This window comes from Geodermatophilus sp. SYSU D01119 (assembly GCF_054049975.1).
In genome coordinates this window covers 70,645-87,071 of sequence record NZ_JBJGYL010000007.1, presented here as the reverse complement: position 1 = coordinate 87,071, position 16,427 = coordinate 70,645, and the positions used below count along the sequence as shown (strand labels likewise).

The window sequence follows — 16,427 nt, the reverse complement described above, 5'->3', positions numbered from 1 at the left end:
TCGCCTCCGTAGCGCTATTGGCTCCCCACACCACCGGAAGGAAGCACCCGTGACCAACCCCGTCGTCCGTGAGCTGCTCGAGCGGAGCAACCGGCTGGGCGCCGACCCGCGCAACACCAACTACGCCGGCGGCAACACCTCCGCCAAGGGCACCGGGACCGACCCGGTCACCGGCCGGCCGGTCGAGCTGCTGTGGGTCAAGGGCTCCGGCGGCGACCTCGGCACGCTGAGGGAGGCCGGGCTGGCCGTCCTCCGGCTGGACCGGCTGCGCTCGCTGGTCGACGTCTACCCGGGCGTCGAGCGCGAGGACGAGATGGTCGCCGCGTTCGACTTCTGCCTGCACGGCCGCGGCGGCGCTGCCCCCTCCATCGACACCGCCATGCACGGCCTGGTCGACGCCGCGCACGTCGACCACCTGCACCCCGACTCCGGCATCGCCCTGGCCACCGCGGCCGACGGCGAGGCGCTGACCCGCGAGTGCTTCGGCGACCGCGTCGTCTGGGTGCCGTGGCGTCGTCCCGGCTTCCAGCTGGGCCTGGACATCGCCGCGATCAAGGAGAAGAACCCGCAGGCCATCGGCTGCATCCTGGGCGGCCACGGCATCACCGCGTGGGGCGCCACCGGCGAGGAGGCCGAGGCCAACTCGCTGGACATCATCCGCACCGCCGAGCGCTTCCTCGCCGAGCGGGGGAAGGCCGAGCCGTTCGGCGCCGTCGTCCCCGGCTTCGAGGCGCTGCCCGAGGACGAGCGCCGGGCCCGGGCCGCCGTCCTCGCGCCGGTCATCCGAGGACTGGCCTCCACCGACAAGCCGCAGGTCGGCCACTTCACCGACTCCGACGTCGTCCTGGAGTTCCTGTCCCGGGAGAAGCTGGCCCCGCTCGCGGCGCTCGGCACCTCGTGCCCCGACCACTTCCTGCGCACCAAGGTGCGGCCGATGGTCGTCGACCTTCCGGCGAGCGCTCCGGTGGAGGACGTCGTCGCGCGGCTGGAGGAGCTCCACGAGGAGTACCGCGCCGAGTACGCCGCCTACTACGAGCGGCACGCGACGCCGGACTCGCCCGCGATGCGCGGCGCCGACCCGGCGATCGTGCTCGTGCCCGGCGTCGGCATGTTCAGCTTCGGCGCCAACAAGCAGACCGCCCGCGTGGCCGGCGAGTTCTACGTCAACGCCATCAACGTCATGCGCGGCGCCGAGGCCGTCTCCACCTACGCGCCGATCGACGAGAGCGAGAAGTTCCGCATCGAGTACTGGGCGCTCGAGGAGGCCAAGCTCCAGCGGATGCCGAAGCCGAAGCCGCTGGCCACCCGGGTCGCGCTGGTCACCGGCGCGGCGAGCGGCATCGGCAAGGCCATCGCCGAGCGGCTGGCCGCCGAGGGTGCCTGTGTCGTCGTCGCCGACCTCGACCTGCAGAAGGCCACCGACGCCGCGGCCGGGATCGGCGGGCCCGACGTCGCGATCGGCGTGGCCGCCGACGTGTCCGACGCCGAGGCCGTGGCCGCCGCGTTCCGCGAGGCGGTGCTCGCCTTCGGCGGTGTGGACCTCGTGGTCAACAACGCCGGCCTGTCGATCTCCAAGCCGCTGCTGGAGACCACCGAGCGGGACTGGGACCTGCAGCACGACGTCATGGCCAAGGGCAGCTTCCTCGTCTCCCGCGAGGCGGCCCGCATCATGATCGCGCAGGGGATGGGCGGCGACGTCGTCTACATCTCCTCGAAGAACTCGGTCTTCGCCGGGCCGAGCAACATCGCCTACTCCTCGACCAAGGCCGACCAGGCCCACCAGGTGCGGCTGCTGGCCGCCGAGCTGGGTGAGCACCAGATCCGGGTCAACGGCATCAACCCCGACGGCGTCGTCCGCGGGTCGGGCATCTTCGCCGGTGGCTGGGGCGCCAAGCGCGCCGCCGTCTACGGGGTGCCGGAGGAGGAGCTCGGGCAGTTCTACGCCCAGCGGACGCTGCTCAAGCGCGAGGTGCTGCCCGAGCACGTCGCCGACGCCGTCTTCGCCCTGACCGGCGGGGAGCTCACCCGGACCACCGGCCTGCACGTGCCGGTCGACTCGGGCGTCGCCGCCGCCTTCCTCCGGTGACCTCCCGCGAGCTGACCCTCGCGGCCGTCGACCTGGGCGCCTCCAGCGGCCGGGTCATGACCGCGAGGGTCGGCCCCGGCCGGCTCGACCTCACCGAGGTGCACCGGTTCCCCAACCGGCCGGTGCGCACCGCGGGCACGCTGCAGTGGGACGTGCTCGGCCTCCACGCCGGGGTGCTCGACGGCCTGCGGGCGGCCGGGCACGCCGGTGGGGTCGACGGGATCGGGATCGACAGCTGGGCGGTCGACGTCGGGCTGCTCGACGCCGACGGCGCGCTGCTGGGCAACCCCGTGCACTACCGCGACGCCCGCCACGAGACGGCGGTCGCGGACGTGCACGCGCTCGTCCCGCCCGACGAGCTGTACCGGGTCAACGGGCTGCAGCACCTGCCGTTCAACACGGTGTTCCAGCTCGCCGCGATGCGCGGCACGGCCCGGTTCGCCGCCGCGCGGCAGGCGCTGCTCGTGCCCGACCTGCTGGCCTACTGGCTGACCGGCGCCCGGGTCGCGGAGGTCACCAACGCCTCCACGACCGGGCTCCTCGACGCCACCACCCGGCAGTGGGCGACCGGCCTCCTCGACCGGCTGGACCTGCCGCGCGACCTGCTGCCCCCGCTGGTGCAGCCCGGCGAGGAGGTCGGCCGGCTCACCGCCGAGGTGCGCGCCGAGACCGGGCTGGGCGAGGTGCCGGTGCTCGCCGTCGGCTCGCACGACACCGCCTCGGCGGTGGTCGGCGTCCCGGCGTGTGGCGACCGGTTCGCCTACGTCTCCTGCGGCACGTGGTCGCTGGTTGGCGTCGAGCTGGAGGGGCCGGTGCTCACCGAGGCCGGCCGGACGGCGGGCTTCACCAACGAGCTCGGCGTCGACGGCACCGTGCGCTACCTGCACAACGTGATGGGGCTGTGGCTGCTGCAGGAGTCGCTGCGCACCTGGGCCGCCGCGGGGCTCCCGGCCGACCTGCCGGAGCTGCTCGCCGCCGCGGCGCGGGTGCCCGCGTTCACCGCGGTGGTCGACGCCGACGACCCGCGCTTCCTGCCGCCCGGCGACATGCCGGCGCGTATCGCGCAGGTGTGCGCCGAGACCGGGCAGACGCCGCCGCAGAGCCAGGCCGAGACCGTCCGCTGCATCGTCGACAGCCTGGCGCTGGCCTACCGCCGCACCGTCCGGACGGCCGTGGAGCTGTCGGGCCGCGAGGTGGACGTCGTCCACCTGGTCGGCGGGGGGGCGCGCAACGCGCTGCTGTGCCAGCTCACCGCCGACGCGTGCGGGCGGCCGGTGCTCGCCGGGCCGGTGGAGGCCGCGGCGCTGGGCAACGCGCTGGTGCAGGCGCGGGCGCTCGGCGGGCTCGCGGGCGGGCTGGGGGAGATGCGGGAGCTGCTGCGTGCGACGCAGTCGCTGGTCGAGTACCGCCCAGCGGGGCCCGACGCCGGGTGGGCCGCCGCGGAGGCCCGCCTGTCCTGAACGGGAACGAGGGGCCCGGCCGGGCGGTTGCACGCCGCGTCCGGCCCCTCGACCGTCAGGAGACCGCCGTGCCGACCGTGCCCCTCGCCGTGACCGGATCGACCGGGCAGCTGGGCGGGCGGGTCGCGCGCCGGCTCGCCGACGCCGGGGTCGAGCAGCGGCTGCTCGTCCGTGACGTCGGCCGCGCGCCCCGGCTGCCCGGCGCCACCGCCGTCGCGGCGCCGTACGCCGACGGCGCCGCGGTCCGGGCCGCGCTCGACGGCGTCGACACGGTGCTCATGGTCTCGGCGTCGGAGACCCCCGACCGGGTCGCGCAGCACCAGGCCTTCGTCGACGCCGCGGCCGACGCCGGGGTCGCGCACCTGGTCTACGTGTCCTTCCTCGGCGCCGCTCCGGACGCCACCTTCACCCTCGCCCGCGACCACTGGGCCACCGAGGAGCACGTGCGCGCCCGCGGGCTGGCGGCGACGTTCCTCCGCGACTCCCTCTACGCCGACTTCGCGCCGGTGCTCGTGGGCGAGGACGGCGCGATCCGCGGTCCGGCCGGCGACGGACGCGTCGCGCCGGTGGCCCAGGACGACATCGCCGACGTCGCCGTCGCGGTGCTGCGGGACCCCGCCGCGCACGCCGGCCGCACGTACGACCTCACCGGCCCGGAGTCGCTGACGCTGGCCGAGGTGGCGCAGGTCCTGTCCGCCGCCACCGGCCGCGCCGTGCGCTACGTCCCGGAGACGCTCGAGGAGGCGTACGCCTCGCGGGCCTCCTACGGCGCGCCGGACTGGCGGGTCGAGGCCTGGGTGTCCACCTACACCGCCGTCGCGGCGGGCGAGATGGACGTCGTCAGCCCCGCCGTGCCCGACCTGACCGGGCACCCGGCGCGCACGCTCGAGCAGGTGCTGCGGGCAGCCGGCTGACGCCGGACCCGGCGCGGGGGCGTCAGGAGCGGCGGCGCGGGTAGACGACGTCCGTGCGCCTGCCCGGTCCCTCGGACCTCCTCGACCTGCCCTGGACGCTCGCCGACTCGGTCCGTTCGCTGAGCGCGGCGCTGCCCCGCGCCGAGAACCTGCTGCCGGTGGCCGACGACGTCCTGCGCCGTACCCGTGCCCTGCTCGACGGCGCCGCCCCCGCGGTGGCCCGCGCGGCGGCGGCGGGGCCGGAGGCCGTCGAGGTGGCGGCCGACGTCGTGCGGCGCTTCGCCGCCGTCATGACGCCGGAGCGGGTCGCGGCCCTCGGCGCGCTCGTCGACCGGCTCGGCGCCGCGCTGGCGCCGGAGCGGGTCGAGGCGGTCACCCGGGCCGTGGACACGCTGCGGTCGCGCGCCGACGTGGTGCCGCGGGCCCTCGACGCCGTCGATGGCCTGCTGTCCTCGGGCCGGCTGGACCGGCTCGCCGACGGGCTCGACCGGCTGCTGGCCGCCGACCTGCTGCCGCGCGTCGACCGCCTGCTCGACCACCTGGCCGACGAGCGCGTGGAGCGCGCCCTGGACCTGGCCGGCGACGACCGGGTGGTGCGGGCGCTGGAGCTGGTCACCGGCGACCGGGTCGAGCGGACCCTCGACGTCCTCACCGACCCGCGGGTGGACCGGAGCCTGGACGTCCTCACCGACCCGCGGGTCGACCGGACGCTGGACCTGCTGACCGGCGACCGGGTGCAGCAGGCCCTCGACCTGGCGGCCGACGAGCGGGTGCGCACGCTGCTGGACCTCGCGGCCGACGAGCGCGTGCTGCGCCTGCTGGGCCGGCTCGACGACCTGCTCGCCGACGACCGCGTCCCGCGGCTGGTGGACCGCGCGGCCGGGCTCCTCGGCGACGAGCGGCTCGCTCGGGTGGGCGCCCGGCTCGACGGCCTGCTGACCGACGAGCGGCTCGACCGCGTCGAGGAGCTGCTCGACCAGGGGCGGCTGGACACCGTCCTCGACCTGGTGACCCGGCTCGACCGCGAGCTCACCGACGACGCGGCCCGCGCGCTCGGCACCCTGCTCGGCCGGCTGCCCGCGCTGCTCACCGAGGAGCGGGCGGCCGCCCTGGCGGCGCTCACCGACCAGGTGCCGCGGCTGCTGCGCGGGCTGGAGTCGGGCAAGTTGCCGACCACCGCCGACCTCGGGCGGGTGCCGACCGACCTGCACGCCCTCCTCGAGCTCATGGACGACCTGCACCAGGTGGTGTCGGGCCTGCCCGGGGCCGGCCGCGCACGCGACCGCGGCGACGACCCGCACCCGCAGGTCGAGGACCCCCGCCCGCCCGACGACGACCCGCAGCCCGGGAACCAGGGCGGGCCGGTCGACTGACCCGCCGTCCCGGCTCACCGCGGCGCGTCCTGGCTCACCGCGGCGCGTCCCGGCTCACCGCGGCGCGTCCTGGCTCACCGCCGACCCTGAGCCAGGACCCGACACGATCAGCTGAGCTGATCGTGCCGGGCCTGCCACTCGCGCACCCAGGCGCGGCCGTAGTCGTTGCCGTGCGGCGTGCGCAGCACGGTGTGGACGTGGAACGGCTTCGGGGTGTCGTAGTCGAGGAAGACCCCGCAGTGGTGGTCGAGCTCCGCGATCACCACCGGCGACTGCACCCGGTAGTAGAAGACGTCGCCGGGCGCGTGCCCGCCGATCCAGGAGAACCACGTGTCGTCGAGGTGCGCCTCGACCTCGCGCAACCGCGCCGCGCGGGGCCCCTCGGGCAGCAGCCGGACGAACGTCGAGACCAGGTGCAGCACCCGGGCGCGGGCGTCGCCCGAGAGGTCCGCGCCGCGCACGCCCTCGGCCGGGATGACGCGGTTGTCCTGGAACGCGCCGGCCAGGTGGCGCTCGTCGCCGGGGTGCACGCGGCCGGGCGGCATCGCCGGGTCGACCATCCGCTCGTAGACGGTGGCCGCCGCCCGCTGCTCCGGCGTGAGCGCCGCCATGACGGACAGCCCGGCCTCGATGCGGTCGGCGAACAGGCCGGTGACGCCGGCGTGCGGGCCGTCGTCGATCTCGTCGGGCTCGGCGCCGACGAACACCGGCGAGACCACCATCCGGCCCTCGACCACCAGCACGTTCACCGCGCAGTGGTGGCCGTAGAGCTGCCAGCCCCACGGCGCGCGGAGGTCCGGGGTGCCGTAGAGCGCGACGTTGTAGCTCCACTCGCCGAGCACGGTGGGCAGGTCGACGACGTCGCCGAGGAAGCCGTTGACCAGCATCGCGGCGTGCACGAGGTCCGCACCCTCGGGCGACAGGGAGGCGCGCACGAGGGCGAGGGCGGCCTCGCGCACCTCCGTGGGCTGGAACTCCAGGCGCAGGCCGGTGTCGAACTGCAGGAACTCCGGGTTGGCCCAGGTCTGCCACTCGGGCGCGTCGACGGGGGAGCACACGCGCGCCCGGTCCTCGGGCGTGAGCAGGCCGAGGAACGCCTCGGCGGCGGCCACCATCGCGGCCACCGGCGCCTCCTCGCCCGGCCGCGCGGGCTCGAGGCGGTGCACCTCGGGGCGCAGCGTGCCGTCCTCGGTCACCCCGCGGAACGGCGCCAGGTACAGCGGCGTCCAGCCCTCGACCAGGCCGCCGGTGAAGGTGCCCGGAGTGCGGGCGTGCTCGCGGTAGGCGTAGGGGTCCATCCCGCGGACCTCCGCCAGTCGCGGGTGGTCGTGCGGGAACAGGTACCGGCGGAACTCACCCGTCACGGCGCGCCTCGCTCCCGACGATGCGGTTGGTGAGCACGCCGAGGCGCTCCACCTCGACCTCGACGACGTCGCCGGGCTGCATCAGCCACGGCGGCGTCCGGGCGTAGCCGACCCCCGACGGCGTGCCGGTCGCCAGCAGGTCGCCGGGGCGCAGCGTGGACGTGCGGCTGACCAGCGAGAGCGTGTCGCCGACCGTGTAGACCATCTCGTCGGTGCGCCCGTCCTGGACGGTCTCGCCGTTGACCCGCGTCCGCACCCGCAGCCCGTCGCGCAGGTCGCCCACCTCGGCGGCCGGCACCAGCGGCCCCAGCGGCCCGGACCGGTCGCCGTTCTTGCCGAGGATCCACTGGCTGGTGAGCTTCTGCGCACGTCGCGAGGTGACGTCGTTGAAGGTGGAGTAGCCGACGACGGCGGCCAGCGCCTCCTCCGGCGTCGCGTCCACCAGCGTCGAGCCGACGTACGCGACGACCTCGCCCTCCCAGTCGAGCCCGTCCTCGTCGGCGGGCACCGGGATCTCGGCGCCGTCGACGGTGAGCGAGGCGGTCCAGCGGGCGAACAGCGTCGGGTACGGCGGCACGCCGTCGCCGGCGAAGGAGCCCTCGGCCACGTGCCTGAGGTAGTTCAGCCCGATGCAGACCACCCGGGCGCCGGGCAGGACGGGCGGCACGAACTCCACGTCCCCGGCCGGCACGGGCTCCCCGGCCGGCTCCGCGGCCAGGAACCGCGCGGCGTCGGCCCAGAACTCCTCGAGCCCGGCGAGGACCGTCACCGACCCGGCGTCCTCGGACAGCGCCGCCACCTCCACCGGCCCGCCGTCGCGGCGGATCCCCACGACGCGCATCAGGCGAGCCCGTTGCGGCGGGCGACCTCGCCGAGCCAGGCGAGGCTCGGCTTGGGCGTGCGGGCGAAGGTCCGCCGGTCGACGGAGACGAGGCCGAAGGTGGGCCGGTAGCCGAGCATCCACTCGAAGTTGTCCAGCAGCGACCAGTGCAGGTAGCCGCGCACGTCGGCGCCGCCCTCGACCGCGGCGGCCAGCGAGGTCAGCGCGTCGCGGGTGAAGGCGATGCGGTCGGTGTCGTCGGCGGTGGCGATGCCGTTCTCGGTGACCAGCAGCGGCACGCCCGGCAGCACCTCGGCGGCTCGGGCGACGGCGGCACCCAGCGCCTGCGGCCGCCGCTCCATGCCGTGCGCGAGCGTCTGCAGCTCCGGGGCGGGGGCGACCAGGCCGTCGGCGTCGAAGCGGGCGGCGGTGTAGACTTGCAGGCCGACGAAGTCGTCGTCGCGGGCCACCTCGAGGAACTGGTCCTCGAACGCGGCGCGCTCCTCGCGCATCCGCTCCTCCCCACCGGGCTCGGCCAGGTGCTCGCGGCCGACCAGCGTCATGCCGGCGGCGCGGACGTTCCCGCGCAGCACGTCCATCGTCCGGCCGTGCAGGCCGACCAGCGCCTCGGCGACGCCCTGGTCGGGCCGGGGGAGGCCCTTGATCGGCTCGCCGCGCATCGCCATCGCGCCCATCACCGGCTGGGCGGCCATGAGGTTGGGCTCGTTGATCGTGCAGGCGTACTCGGCCTCGGCCAGCACCGGCAGCGCGTACTCGGCGAACCGCGCGATCCGGTCACCCGCCTTCGGGCCGGTCCAGCCGCCGTCGTGCAGCAGCCAGCGCGGCTGGGTGAAGTGCACGAGGGTCACCACCGGCGCCAGCCCGCGGTCGCGGCAGCCGTCGAGGACGCGGCGGTAGTGGTCGAGGGCCGCGCGGGAGAACTCGCCCTCCTCGGGCTCGATGCGGCTCCACTCCAGGCTGAACCGGTAGGCGGTGAGGCCGGCGCCGGCGACCAGGTCGAGGTCCTCGGGCCAGCGGTGCCAGGAGTCGCAGGCGTCGCCGCTGGGCTCGGCGAACGGTGAGTGCGGCGCGTGCTCGGCCTCCCAGTGGTCGTTGTTGACGTTGCCGCCCTCGACCTGGTGGGCGGCGGTGGCGGCGCCCCAGAGGAAGCCCTCGGGGAACTGCGCGGCGGTCATGGGGGATCTCCTTCGGGGAGGCTCAGCGGAGGGCGGGGACGGCGGCGCCGAGCACGCGGGCCAGCAGCGCGTCCGGGTCGGGGACGGAGTCGCCGCGCCAGGCGACGTGCTGGTCGGGCCGGACGAGCACCAGGTCGGCGCCGACCAGGTCGCGCAGCTCCGGCTCACCGGCCAGGTCCACCACGGCCAGCGGCACGCCGCGGGCGGCCGCGGCGGCCGGCAGCGCGCCGGCGTCCGCGGCCGGGTCGAGGCGCAGCAGCGTGAACCCGTCGCCGAGCCGGTCGAACAGCGAGTCGCCGTCGGCGAGCCAGGCGTGCGGCAGCCGGGCACCGGGGTGCGCCGACGGGGTGAAGGTGGCCAGCGCGGGCTCCGGCACCGGCCGGCCGTCGGGGACGACGACGGGGGAGTCGGGGTAGTCGTAGCCGAGCACGAGGCCGAGGCTGTGGAACTCGGGGTCCTTGACCTGCAGCGCCTCCGCCAGCGCGGCGCGCAGCTCCACGCCGGTCGGTCCGTCGTCGTCGAGGTCCCGGCCCGTGAAGGCGGGGGCGAGGAACGCCTCCTGGCTCCCGGCGGCGTCGATGGTGCGGCGGGCGACCGGCCGGCGCTCGGGCTCGTAGCTGTCGAGCAGCTCCGCCGGCGCCCAGCCCCGCAGCACGGCGGCCAGCTTCCAGCCGACGTTGACCGCGTCGCCGACGCAGGTGTTGAAGCCGTGCCCGCCCCACGGCGGGTTGAGGTGCGCGGCGTCGCCGACGAGGAACACCCGCTCGCCGCGGTAGCGGTCGGCGAGCAGCATCCGCGCCTGCCACGGGTCCGTGGCCAGCACCTCGACGTCGATCTCGTCCCCGACCATCGCCCGCACCAGCGCGGCGGGGTCGGCGTCCCCGGCCACCGTGTCGACGCCCTGGACGATCGCCCACCAGGTGCCGTCGAGGTCCAGCCGGCCCATGAGCCCGCCGCGCTCGGTGCCGATCACCCAGTGGTGGACGCCGTGCGCGCACAGCGGCCGCTCCTCCAGCGCGCGCGAGCGGAAGGTGACGCTGAGGTTGGGCAGCGCGCCGGAGGAGCCCTCGTACCGGGCGCCGATCGCCCGGCGTGAGACCCCGGCGCTGCCGTCGCAGCCGAGCAGCCAGTCGGCGGTCACCTCGGTGGCCGCGCCGTCGGGGCGCTCGACGACGGCGCGCACCTCGCCGGGGCCGTCGGTGATCGCCGTGACCCGCGAGCCGGCGAGCAGGGTGACGGACGGGAGCGCCGCGGCGGCCTCGCGCAGCAGCCGCTCGACCTCCGGCTGCGGGGCCTGCTGGCCCGCCTCGGCGGCGATCTGCCGTGGCCGGGTCCACAGGCCGAACGCCTCGGGGAAGCGGGTGATCTCGTGCCCGAACAGCCCGGTGCAGAAGACGACGTCCTGCGCCCACGACACCGGCAGCGGCGCGGCGGCGCGCAGCCGGTCGGCCAGGCCCCAGCGGCGGAGGTGCTCCATGGTGCGGACGCTGGTGGTCTTGGCGCGGGGGCGCAGCGGGTCCAGCGTGGTGCGCGGCTCGACGACGAGGACCTCGATCCCGCGCCGGCCGAGCTCGATGGCGGCGGCGAGACCGCTGGGCCCGCCGCCGGCCACGAGGACCGGGACCCGCGAGGGGACGTGCGCTTCGGTCACGAGGGGACTCCTGTCGGACTGCGGTGCGGGAGAGGAGCCTTTAGCGCGATAAAGGCCGGGTGACCCGGCGGGCTCGGCGGCGCGTCCGGACGGGGTCGAGCATCCGTGGCGCGGGTCACCCTGCCGAGTGCCGATTCCATTGACCGGCAAGCGGACCCCGGTCGTTCCGGATCAGCCGCCGAGCAGCCGCGCGCGGAGGAAGGCGACGGTCCGGTCGAGTGCGTCGGTCGCCGCCTCGGGGGTGCCGAGCCACATGTGGTCGGCGCCGTCGTAGGTGTGCAGCGCGACGTCCGCGCCTGCCCCGTGGAGAGCGTCGGCCAGCCGCTCGGACTGCACGCACGGGACGAACCGGTCGGCGCGGCCGTGCAGCAGCAGGAACGGGGGTGCGCCGGCCGACACGTGGGAGAGCGGGCTCGCCTGGGCCGCGGCGTCGGGGACGTCCACCGGCGGGGCGCCCAGCAGCTGCGCCTCGCGGGTGGTCGCGTCGGCGGGGTCGGCGCCGGCGTCCCCGGCGAAGCCCACGAGGTCGGTCGGTGGGTACCAGGCGGCCACCGCGACGACGGCGCTCGACGGGCCGGTCACCCCGACGTCGCCCTCCGAGTCCGGGTCGGTCACCAGCCCGAGCAGTGCGGCGAGGTGTCCGCCGGCCGACTCGCCCCACGCGGCCAGCCGGTCGCCGTCGACCCGGAGCTCAGCCGCGCGGGCCCGCAGCCAGCGGACGGCGGCCTTCGCATCGGACAGCTGCGCCGGCCACACCGCCTCGCCGGAGAGCCGGTAGTCGGCGCTGGCGACGGCGATCCCGGCGGCCGCCACCCGCTGGAACAGCGTGCGGCCGGGGAACGCCGGCCCACCCGAGTGCCGGCTGCCCAGGCGCCACCCGCCGCCGTGCAGGAACAGCACGGCCGGGTGCGGGCCCTCGCCGGGCGGCAGGTACAGGTCCAGCTCGAGCGGGCGGGCGCCCGGCAGCGCGGCGTAGGCGACCCCGGACAGGACGCGGGTCCCGTCCGGGCCGGGTGCCTGCGCGGGCAGGGGCGCGGCGTGTGCCTGCGGGGGGAGCGGCAGGGCGGGCGTGGGCACGGGGCCTCCTCGGAACGCGCGCCGGGCGCGGCTCCGCGCAGGAGCCGCGCCCGGTCGGGGGAGTGCGGGACTCAGGCCTGCTCGGGCCACTCGAAGTCGCGCATGAACTGCATGTTGTGCTGCTGCGCCGCCGCCTGCATGCGCGGGAAGTCGGGGATGAAGGGCGGCTGGTCCTTGGTCGCGTGGTCGGTCGGCGTGCCCATGTGCTGGAAGAACCGCTCGAAGCCGCCCGAGAGGGTGCCCATCATGCGGGCGTCCTCGACGATCTGGTACGCGTGGGCGAAGCCGGCGGGGACGTAGCCGAAGTCGCCGGGGGTGAGCAGCTGGCTCTGCCTGCCGCCCTCGGCGTCCTCGAAGAACAGCCGCACCTGGCCCTCGAGGACGAAGAACGTCTCGTGCGTCTCGTTGTGCGAGTGGGTGGGGATGACGTCGCCGGCGGGGGAGTCGCTGACGACGATCCCGAACTGGTTCTCCGTCTCGTCGCCGGAGAGCAGCACGGTGAACAGGTCGCCGAAGAGCATCGCGTGCTCGCCCTCGCCGCGGCGCAGCACGTAGGGGACCGGCTTGCCGGGCAGGACGCCCTGCCACTGAGGCCCCTTCTCCGGGTCGATCAGGTACTCGAAGCTCATCTGCACTCCCGGGTCGGGTCTCCACTGACCGCCCGAGCATCGGTGACGCGGGTCACCCGGCCAACGGCCGTGCCATTGAGCGGCACGCCTCGGTCATGAGGTCGAGTGCGCGGTCGACCGGCCCGACGTCGTCGGCGGGCATGTTGAGGAAGCCGTGCAGCATCCCGGGGACCAGCACCTGCCGGACGTCGACGCCGGCCAGCGCGAGCGCGGCGGCGAACGCCTCGGCGGAGGCGCGCAGGTCGTCGTACTCGGAGTTGAGCAGCAGCACCGGGCACAGCCCGTCGAGGACGGCGTTCGCCGGCATGGCGTACCCGTCGGCCCGGCTCTCCGGCCCGCCGAGGTAGTTGCGGGTGATCGACGCGCGGTCCTCGGGCAGGAAGCGCAGCAGCCGCGGGACCTCCGTCATGAGCGCGGCCAGCGCTGCCGACGGGGCCGGGACGACGGCGTGCAGCGTCGTGTAGGCCAGCACCAGCGCCGCGGGGACCCAGCCGTCGTCGTCGCGCAGCCGCAGGACCGCCCCGGTGGCCAGGTTGCCGCCCGCGCTGGCGCCGCCGACGGTGATCCGCGTCGGGTCGACCCCGAGCTCCGCGGCGGAGTCGCGCACCCACCGGACGGCGGCCACGGCGTCGTCGTGGGGGACCGGGTAGGTGACCCCGCCGACGCAGAGCCGGTAGTCGACGCCGACCACGACGGCGCCCGCGCGTTCGCACAGCTGCCGCGCGGTCCAGTCGGCCTCGGGCACGTCCAGGCCCCCGTGCGGAACGCGCCGCCGTGCAGCCACACCAGGCAGGGCCGGCCGGTGCCGCCGCCGTCGGGCTCGTGGACCCGCAGCGGGACGTCGCCGTGGGGGCCGGGTGCCGTCGCGGCCCGGGTGGCGACGGCGGGCGGCGGGGGAGCGCCCTCGATCGACATGAACGCGTCGAGGCGGGCGCGCTGATCCGGGTCGGCGAGCCCCTGCTCGAAGGACTCGATGCCCTCGAGGAGGTGCAGGTTCGCGGCGATGGCGGGGTGGATGGGCACAGGTCCTCCGGAGCTCGGCGGGGAGTCGGCGTCACCCTCACCAGGGTCGTGAGGCCCCGGCCATCGCGGTCCCATTCACCGGCACGTGAACGGCGCGCCTCCGCGATCACGGCGTCGCGGTGCCGACACGTCGGTGGCTGCCGGGATGTCGCCACCGCAGCTCCGTGATCGCGGCGGGAGGGTGCCGCGGGCCTGTCCGCGTCGGGGCGGCTCAGCGGCCGGGGCCGAGGGGGCGGCGCGCGCCCAGGCCGCGGGAGATGGCGCGGGCGGCGGTGCGCACCGCGGGGCCGAGCACCCGCGCGTCGGCGCCCTCCTGCGGCACGACGACCGAGACGGCGGCGGCCAGCCGGTCGGCGGCGTCGAACACCGGCGCGGCCACCGACACGATCGGCCGCGGCACCTTCCGGCGGAAGTGCGCCATGCCCTCGCGGCGGACGTCGGCCAGCATGCGCCGCAGCGCCGCCTCCGACACCGGCGTGCGCTCGGGCTCGTGCAGCAGCGGCCGGGACAGGTACTCCTCCTGCACGTCGGCCTCGGCGTAGGCGAGCAGCACCAGGCCCACGCCGGTGGAGTGCAGCGGCAGCCGGCCGCCCACGCTGTAGAGCACCGGTATGGCGGCGTGCGCCGACAGTCGCTCGAGCAGCACGGCGTCCCCGCCCTCCCGGACGGCGAGCAGCACGTGCTGGCGGGTGACTTCCTCGAGGTCGCCGAGGAACGGCATCGCCACCTGGCGCAGCCCGCGGGCCCGCGGGGCCAGCGAGGCCACCTCCCACAGCCGCAGGCCCACGGTGAACCGACCCTCGGCGTCCCGTTCCAGGGCGCCCCACGCGACGAGCCTGCCTGCGAGCCGCAGCGTCGAGCTGGTCGGGATGCCGCTGCGCCGGGCCAGCTCGCCGAGGGTCAGCGACGGGCGGCCGGCGTCGAAGGCGGCGAGCAGCGCGAACGCCCGGTCGACCACCGGGTCGCCCTGCGGCGGGCGCTTGCCGCGCACCCGGGGGACCTCCCCGGGGCGAGTCTCCGACACCTGCTGGTCACCTCCCCGTCAGCTGAGGCCCGCACCACACTGGCGTGCCATTGACCGGAATTGTGCCTGACGCCACAGGGAAGACGTCCGCATCGTCTTGGAGCAGTCGGGCGGAGCAGCCCGCACGGCCGCCGGTCGGCCGTCCAGACCCCTCGCGTCCGCCGAGGATGAGGAGCCAGGACACGATGAATCGATTCACCCTCCCGACCCGCCGGCGCACCCGCCCGATCAGGGCCCGTCTCGGTGCCGCGACCCTCGCCCTCGCGACCGCGGCGACGCTCGCGGCGTGCGGCGGCAACGGCGGTGGCGGTGGCGGCGGCCAGAGCGCCGAGGGCACCCTGACCTTCGCCTACGACGCCGACGCCGCCCCCACTGGGTACGACCCGCTCCTGTACTCCCAGGGCCAGTTCACCTTCTTCGGTGCGCTCTACGACGCGCTGTTCGTCACCACCTCGGACGGCAGCATCGAGCCGAGCCTGGTCACCGAGTTCTCGAACAACCCCGAGAACACCCGGACCACGTTGACCCTGCGCGAGGGCGTCACCTTCACCGACGGCTCGACCCTGGACGCCGAGCTGGTCAAGGCGAACCTCGACCGGCGCAGCGACCCGGACCTCGAGGCCTACGGCGCCCTGGCCCCCGGGCAGGCGTCCGAGATCACCGACGTGACCGTGCAGGACCCGCGGACCGTCGTCATCACCTGGGCGCAGCCGCAGGCCCGGCCCGAGGCCAACCTGGTCGACACCGCCGGCGTCATCGTCGGCCGCGAGGGCGTGGACGACCCGAGCACCCTCGAGACCGCTCCCAACGGCTCCGGCGCCTACACGCTCGACGCCGAGGAGTCGACGCGGGCGAGCACGTACACCCTCGACAAGAACGCCGAGGCGTGGAACGCCGACGAGTGGGCCTACGACTCGATCGTCTTCGACATCATCACCGACCCGCAGGCGCTGGCCAACGCGGTGGTCTCCGGCCAGGCCGACGTCGCGACCGTCCTGGACCCGACGACCATCGACCTGGTCGAGGAGCGGCAGAGCACGGTGAGCGTGGGCGGCACCATCGTCGGCTTCCCGGTCATCGACAAGACCGGCGCCAGCAACCCGGCGTTCGCCAGCGAGCAGGTGCGGCTGGCGATGATCCACGCCACCGACCGCGAGTCGCTGGTCGACGACCTGCACGACGGCTCCCGGCCGACGTCGCAGCTGTTCCCCGAGGAGGCGCCCGGCTTCGACCCGGCGCTGGACGAGGAGTTCGGCTACGACCCCGACCGGGCGCGCGAGCTGCTCGCCGAGGCGGGGTTCCCGGACGGCATCGACGTCGACTACACGGTGCTCGGGCAGCCGGACGAGGACGCCGTGGCGATCCAGGGTCAGTGGGCCGAGGTGGGGATCCGGCTGAACTTCGTCACCGCGACCTCGACCGACCAGGTCTTCGCCGCGGTGCGGACCGACCCGGTCATCTTCGGGCCCTTCACCGTCGGCGCGAACCCCGCGGGCTTCGTGGCCGGCGTCCTGTACGGCGGCTTCATGAACATGCAGGGCGCCACGGAGCCGGAGATCGAGGCTCCGCTCGGTGCCGCCCTGGGGGCGACCGGTGACGCGCAGGCGCAGGCACTGACCGAGCTCAACCGGGCCATCACCGCCAACGGCTGGTTCGTCCCGGTGTACGAGGACTTCGTCTACGCCGGCTACAACGCCGAGTCCGTCGCCGAGCCGTCCTTCGCCGGGACCAACGCCTACCTGGTCCTGTCGGAGATCCAGCCGGCCAGCTGAGGCTCCGGGGCCGGTGGCCGCGGGCACGCCCCGCGGCC

Annotated in this window: 13 protein-coding genes; 5 read left to right on the top strand and 8 right to left on the bottom strand. The window is 75.7% G+C overall.

Going from position 1 to position 16,427, the window contains the following annotated elements; genetic code table 11:
- Positions 1 to 49 precede the first annotated feature (49 nt).
- The 4 genes from ACI79X_RS07295 to ACI79X_RS07280 all read left to right on the top strand — a co-directional run bounded on the left by ACI79X_RS07295 (position 50) and on the right by ACI79X_RS07280 (position 5,833).
- A complete protein-coding gene (locus ACI79X_RS07295; protein WP_457024751.1) occupies positions 50 to 2,086 on the top strand; it encodes a bifunctional aldolase/short-chain dehydrogenase in 2,037 nt (678 codons plus the stop codon).
- The gene (locus ACI79X_RS07290) at positions 2,083 to 3,546 is read left to right on the top strand and encodes a rhamnulokinase (RefSeq protein ID WP_457024750.1); all 1,464 of its coding nucleotides are present in this window, start codon (positions 2,083 to 2,085) and stop codon (positions 3,544 to 3,546) included. Before ACI79X_RS07295 ends, ACI79X_RS07290 begins: the two co-directional genes overlap by 4 nt.
- A 68-nt stretch (positions 3,547 to 3,614) precedes the next feature.
- Positions 3,615 to 4,460, top strand: a complete 846-nt coding sequence (locus ACI79X_RS07285) for an SDR family oxidoreductase (RefSeq protein WP_457024749.1) — start codon at positions 3,615 to 3,617, stop codon at positions 4,458 to 4,460.
- 53 nt (positions 4,461 to 4,513) lie between these two features.
- Positions 4,514 to 5,833, top strand: coding sequence for a hypothetical protein (locus ACI79X_RS07280; RefSeq protein WP_457024748.1), 1,320 nt, complete (start codon positions 4,514 to 4,516; stop codon positions 5,831 to 5,833).
- A gap of 107 nt (positions 5,834 to 5,940) precedes the next feature.
- Here the strand turns inward: ACI79X_RS07280 and ACI79X_RS07275 are convergent, their stop codons facing one another.
- The 8 genes from ACI79X_RS07275 to ACI79X_RS07240 all read right to left on the bottom strand — a co-directional run bounded on the left by ACI79X_RS07275 (position 5,941) and on the right by ACI79X_RS07240 (position 14,617).
- Positions 5,941 to 7,197: a DUF3500 domain-containing protein gene (locus tag ACI79X_RS07275; protein WP_457024747.1), complete on the bottom strand. Its 1,257-nt coding sequence runs from the start codon at positions 7,195 to 7,197 to the stop codon at positions 5,941 to 5,943.
- Entirely contained in the window at positions 7,187 to 8,038 is an 852-nt protein-coding gene (locus tag ACI79X_RS07270) for a fumarylacetoacetate hydrolase family protein (protein WP_457024746.1), read from the bottom strand. The genes ACI79X_RS07275 and ACI79X_RS07270 overlap by 11 nt, the downstream gene beginning before the upstream one ends.
- Positions 8,038 to 9,213, bottom strand: coding sequence for a glycoside hydrolase family 1 protein (locus ACI79X_RS07265; RefSeq protein WP_457024745.1), 1,176 nt, complete (start codon positions 9,211 to 9,213; stop codon positions 8,038 to 8,040). The genes ACI79X_RS07270 and ACI79X_RS07265 overlap by 1 nt, the downstream gene beginning before the upstream one ends.
- 22 nt (positions 9,214 to 9,235) lie before the next feature.
- Positions 9,236 to 10,864 carry an FAD-dependent monooxygenase gene (locus ACI79X_RS07260; protein WP_457024744.1) on the bottom strand — a complete coding sequence of 543 codons (1,629 nt, stop codon included), beginning with the start codon at positions 10,862 to 10,864 and terminating at the stop codon, positions 9,236 to 9,238.
- A 171-nt stretch (positions 10,865 to 11,035) separates the two neighbouring features.
- A complete protein-coding gene (locus ACI79X_RS07255) occupies positions 11,036 to 11,941 on the bottom strand; it encodes an alpha/beta hydrolase fold domain-containing protein (RefSeq protein WP_457024743.1) in 906 nt (301 codons plus the stop codon).
- Between the two features lie 71 nt (positions 11,942 to 12,012).
- Positions 12,013 to 12,570, bottom strand: a complete 558-nt coding sequence (locus ACI79X_RS07250; protein WP_457024742.1) for a quercetin 2,3-dioxygenase — start codon at positions 12,568 to 12,570, stop codon at positions 12,013 to 12,015.
- 52 nt (positions 12,571 to 12,622) lie between these two features.
- Positions 12,623 to 13,315 carry an alpha/beta hydrolase gene (locus ACI79X_RS07245; RefSeq protein WP_457024741.1) on the bottom strand — a complete coding sequence of 231 codons (693 nt, stop codon included), beginning with the start codon at positions 13,313 to 13,315 and terminating at the stop codon, positions 12,623 to 12,625.
- A 489-nt stretch (positions 13,316 to 13,804) separates the two neighbouring features.
- On the bottom strand, positions 13,805 to 14,617 hold the full coding sequence (locus ACI79X_RS07240) for an IclR family transcriptional regulator (RefSeq protein ID WP_457024740.1): 813 nt from the start codon (positions 14,615 to 14,617) through the stop codon (positions 13,805 to 13,807).
- A gap of 185 nt (positions 14,618 to 14,802) precedes the next feature.
- Between ACI79X_RS07240 and ACI79X_RS07235 the strand changes: the two genes are divergently transcribed.
- Positions 14,803 to 16,389, top strand: a complete 1,587-nt coding sequence (locus tag ACI79X_RS07235) for an ABC transporter substrate-binding protein (RefSeq protein WP_457024739.1) — start codon at positions 14,803 to 14,805, stop codon at positions 16,387 to 16,389.
- Positions 16,390 to 16,427: the final 38 nt, after the last annotated feature.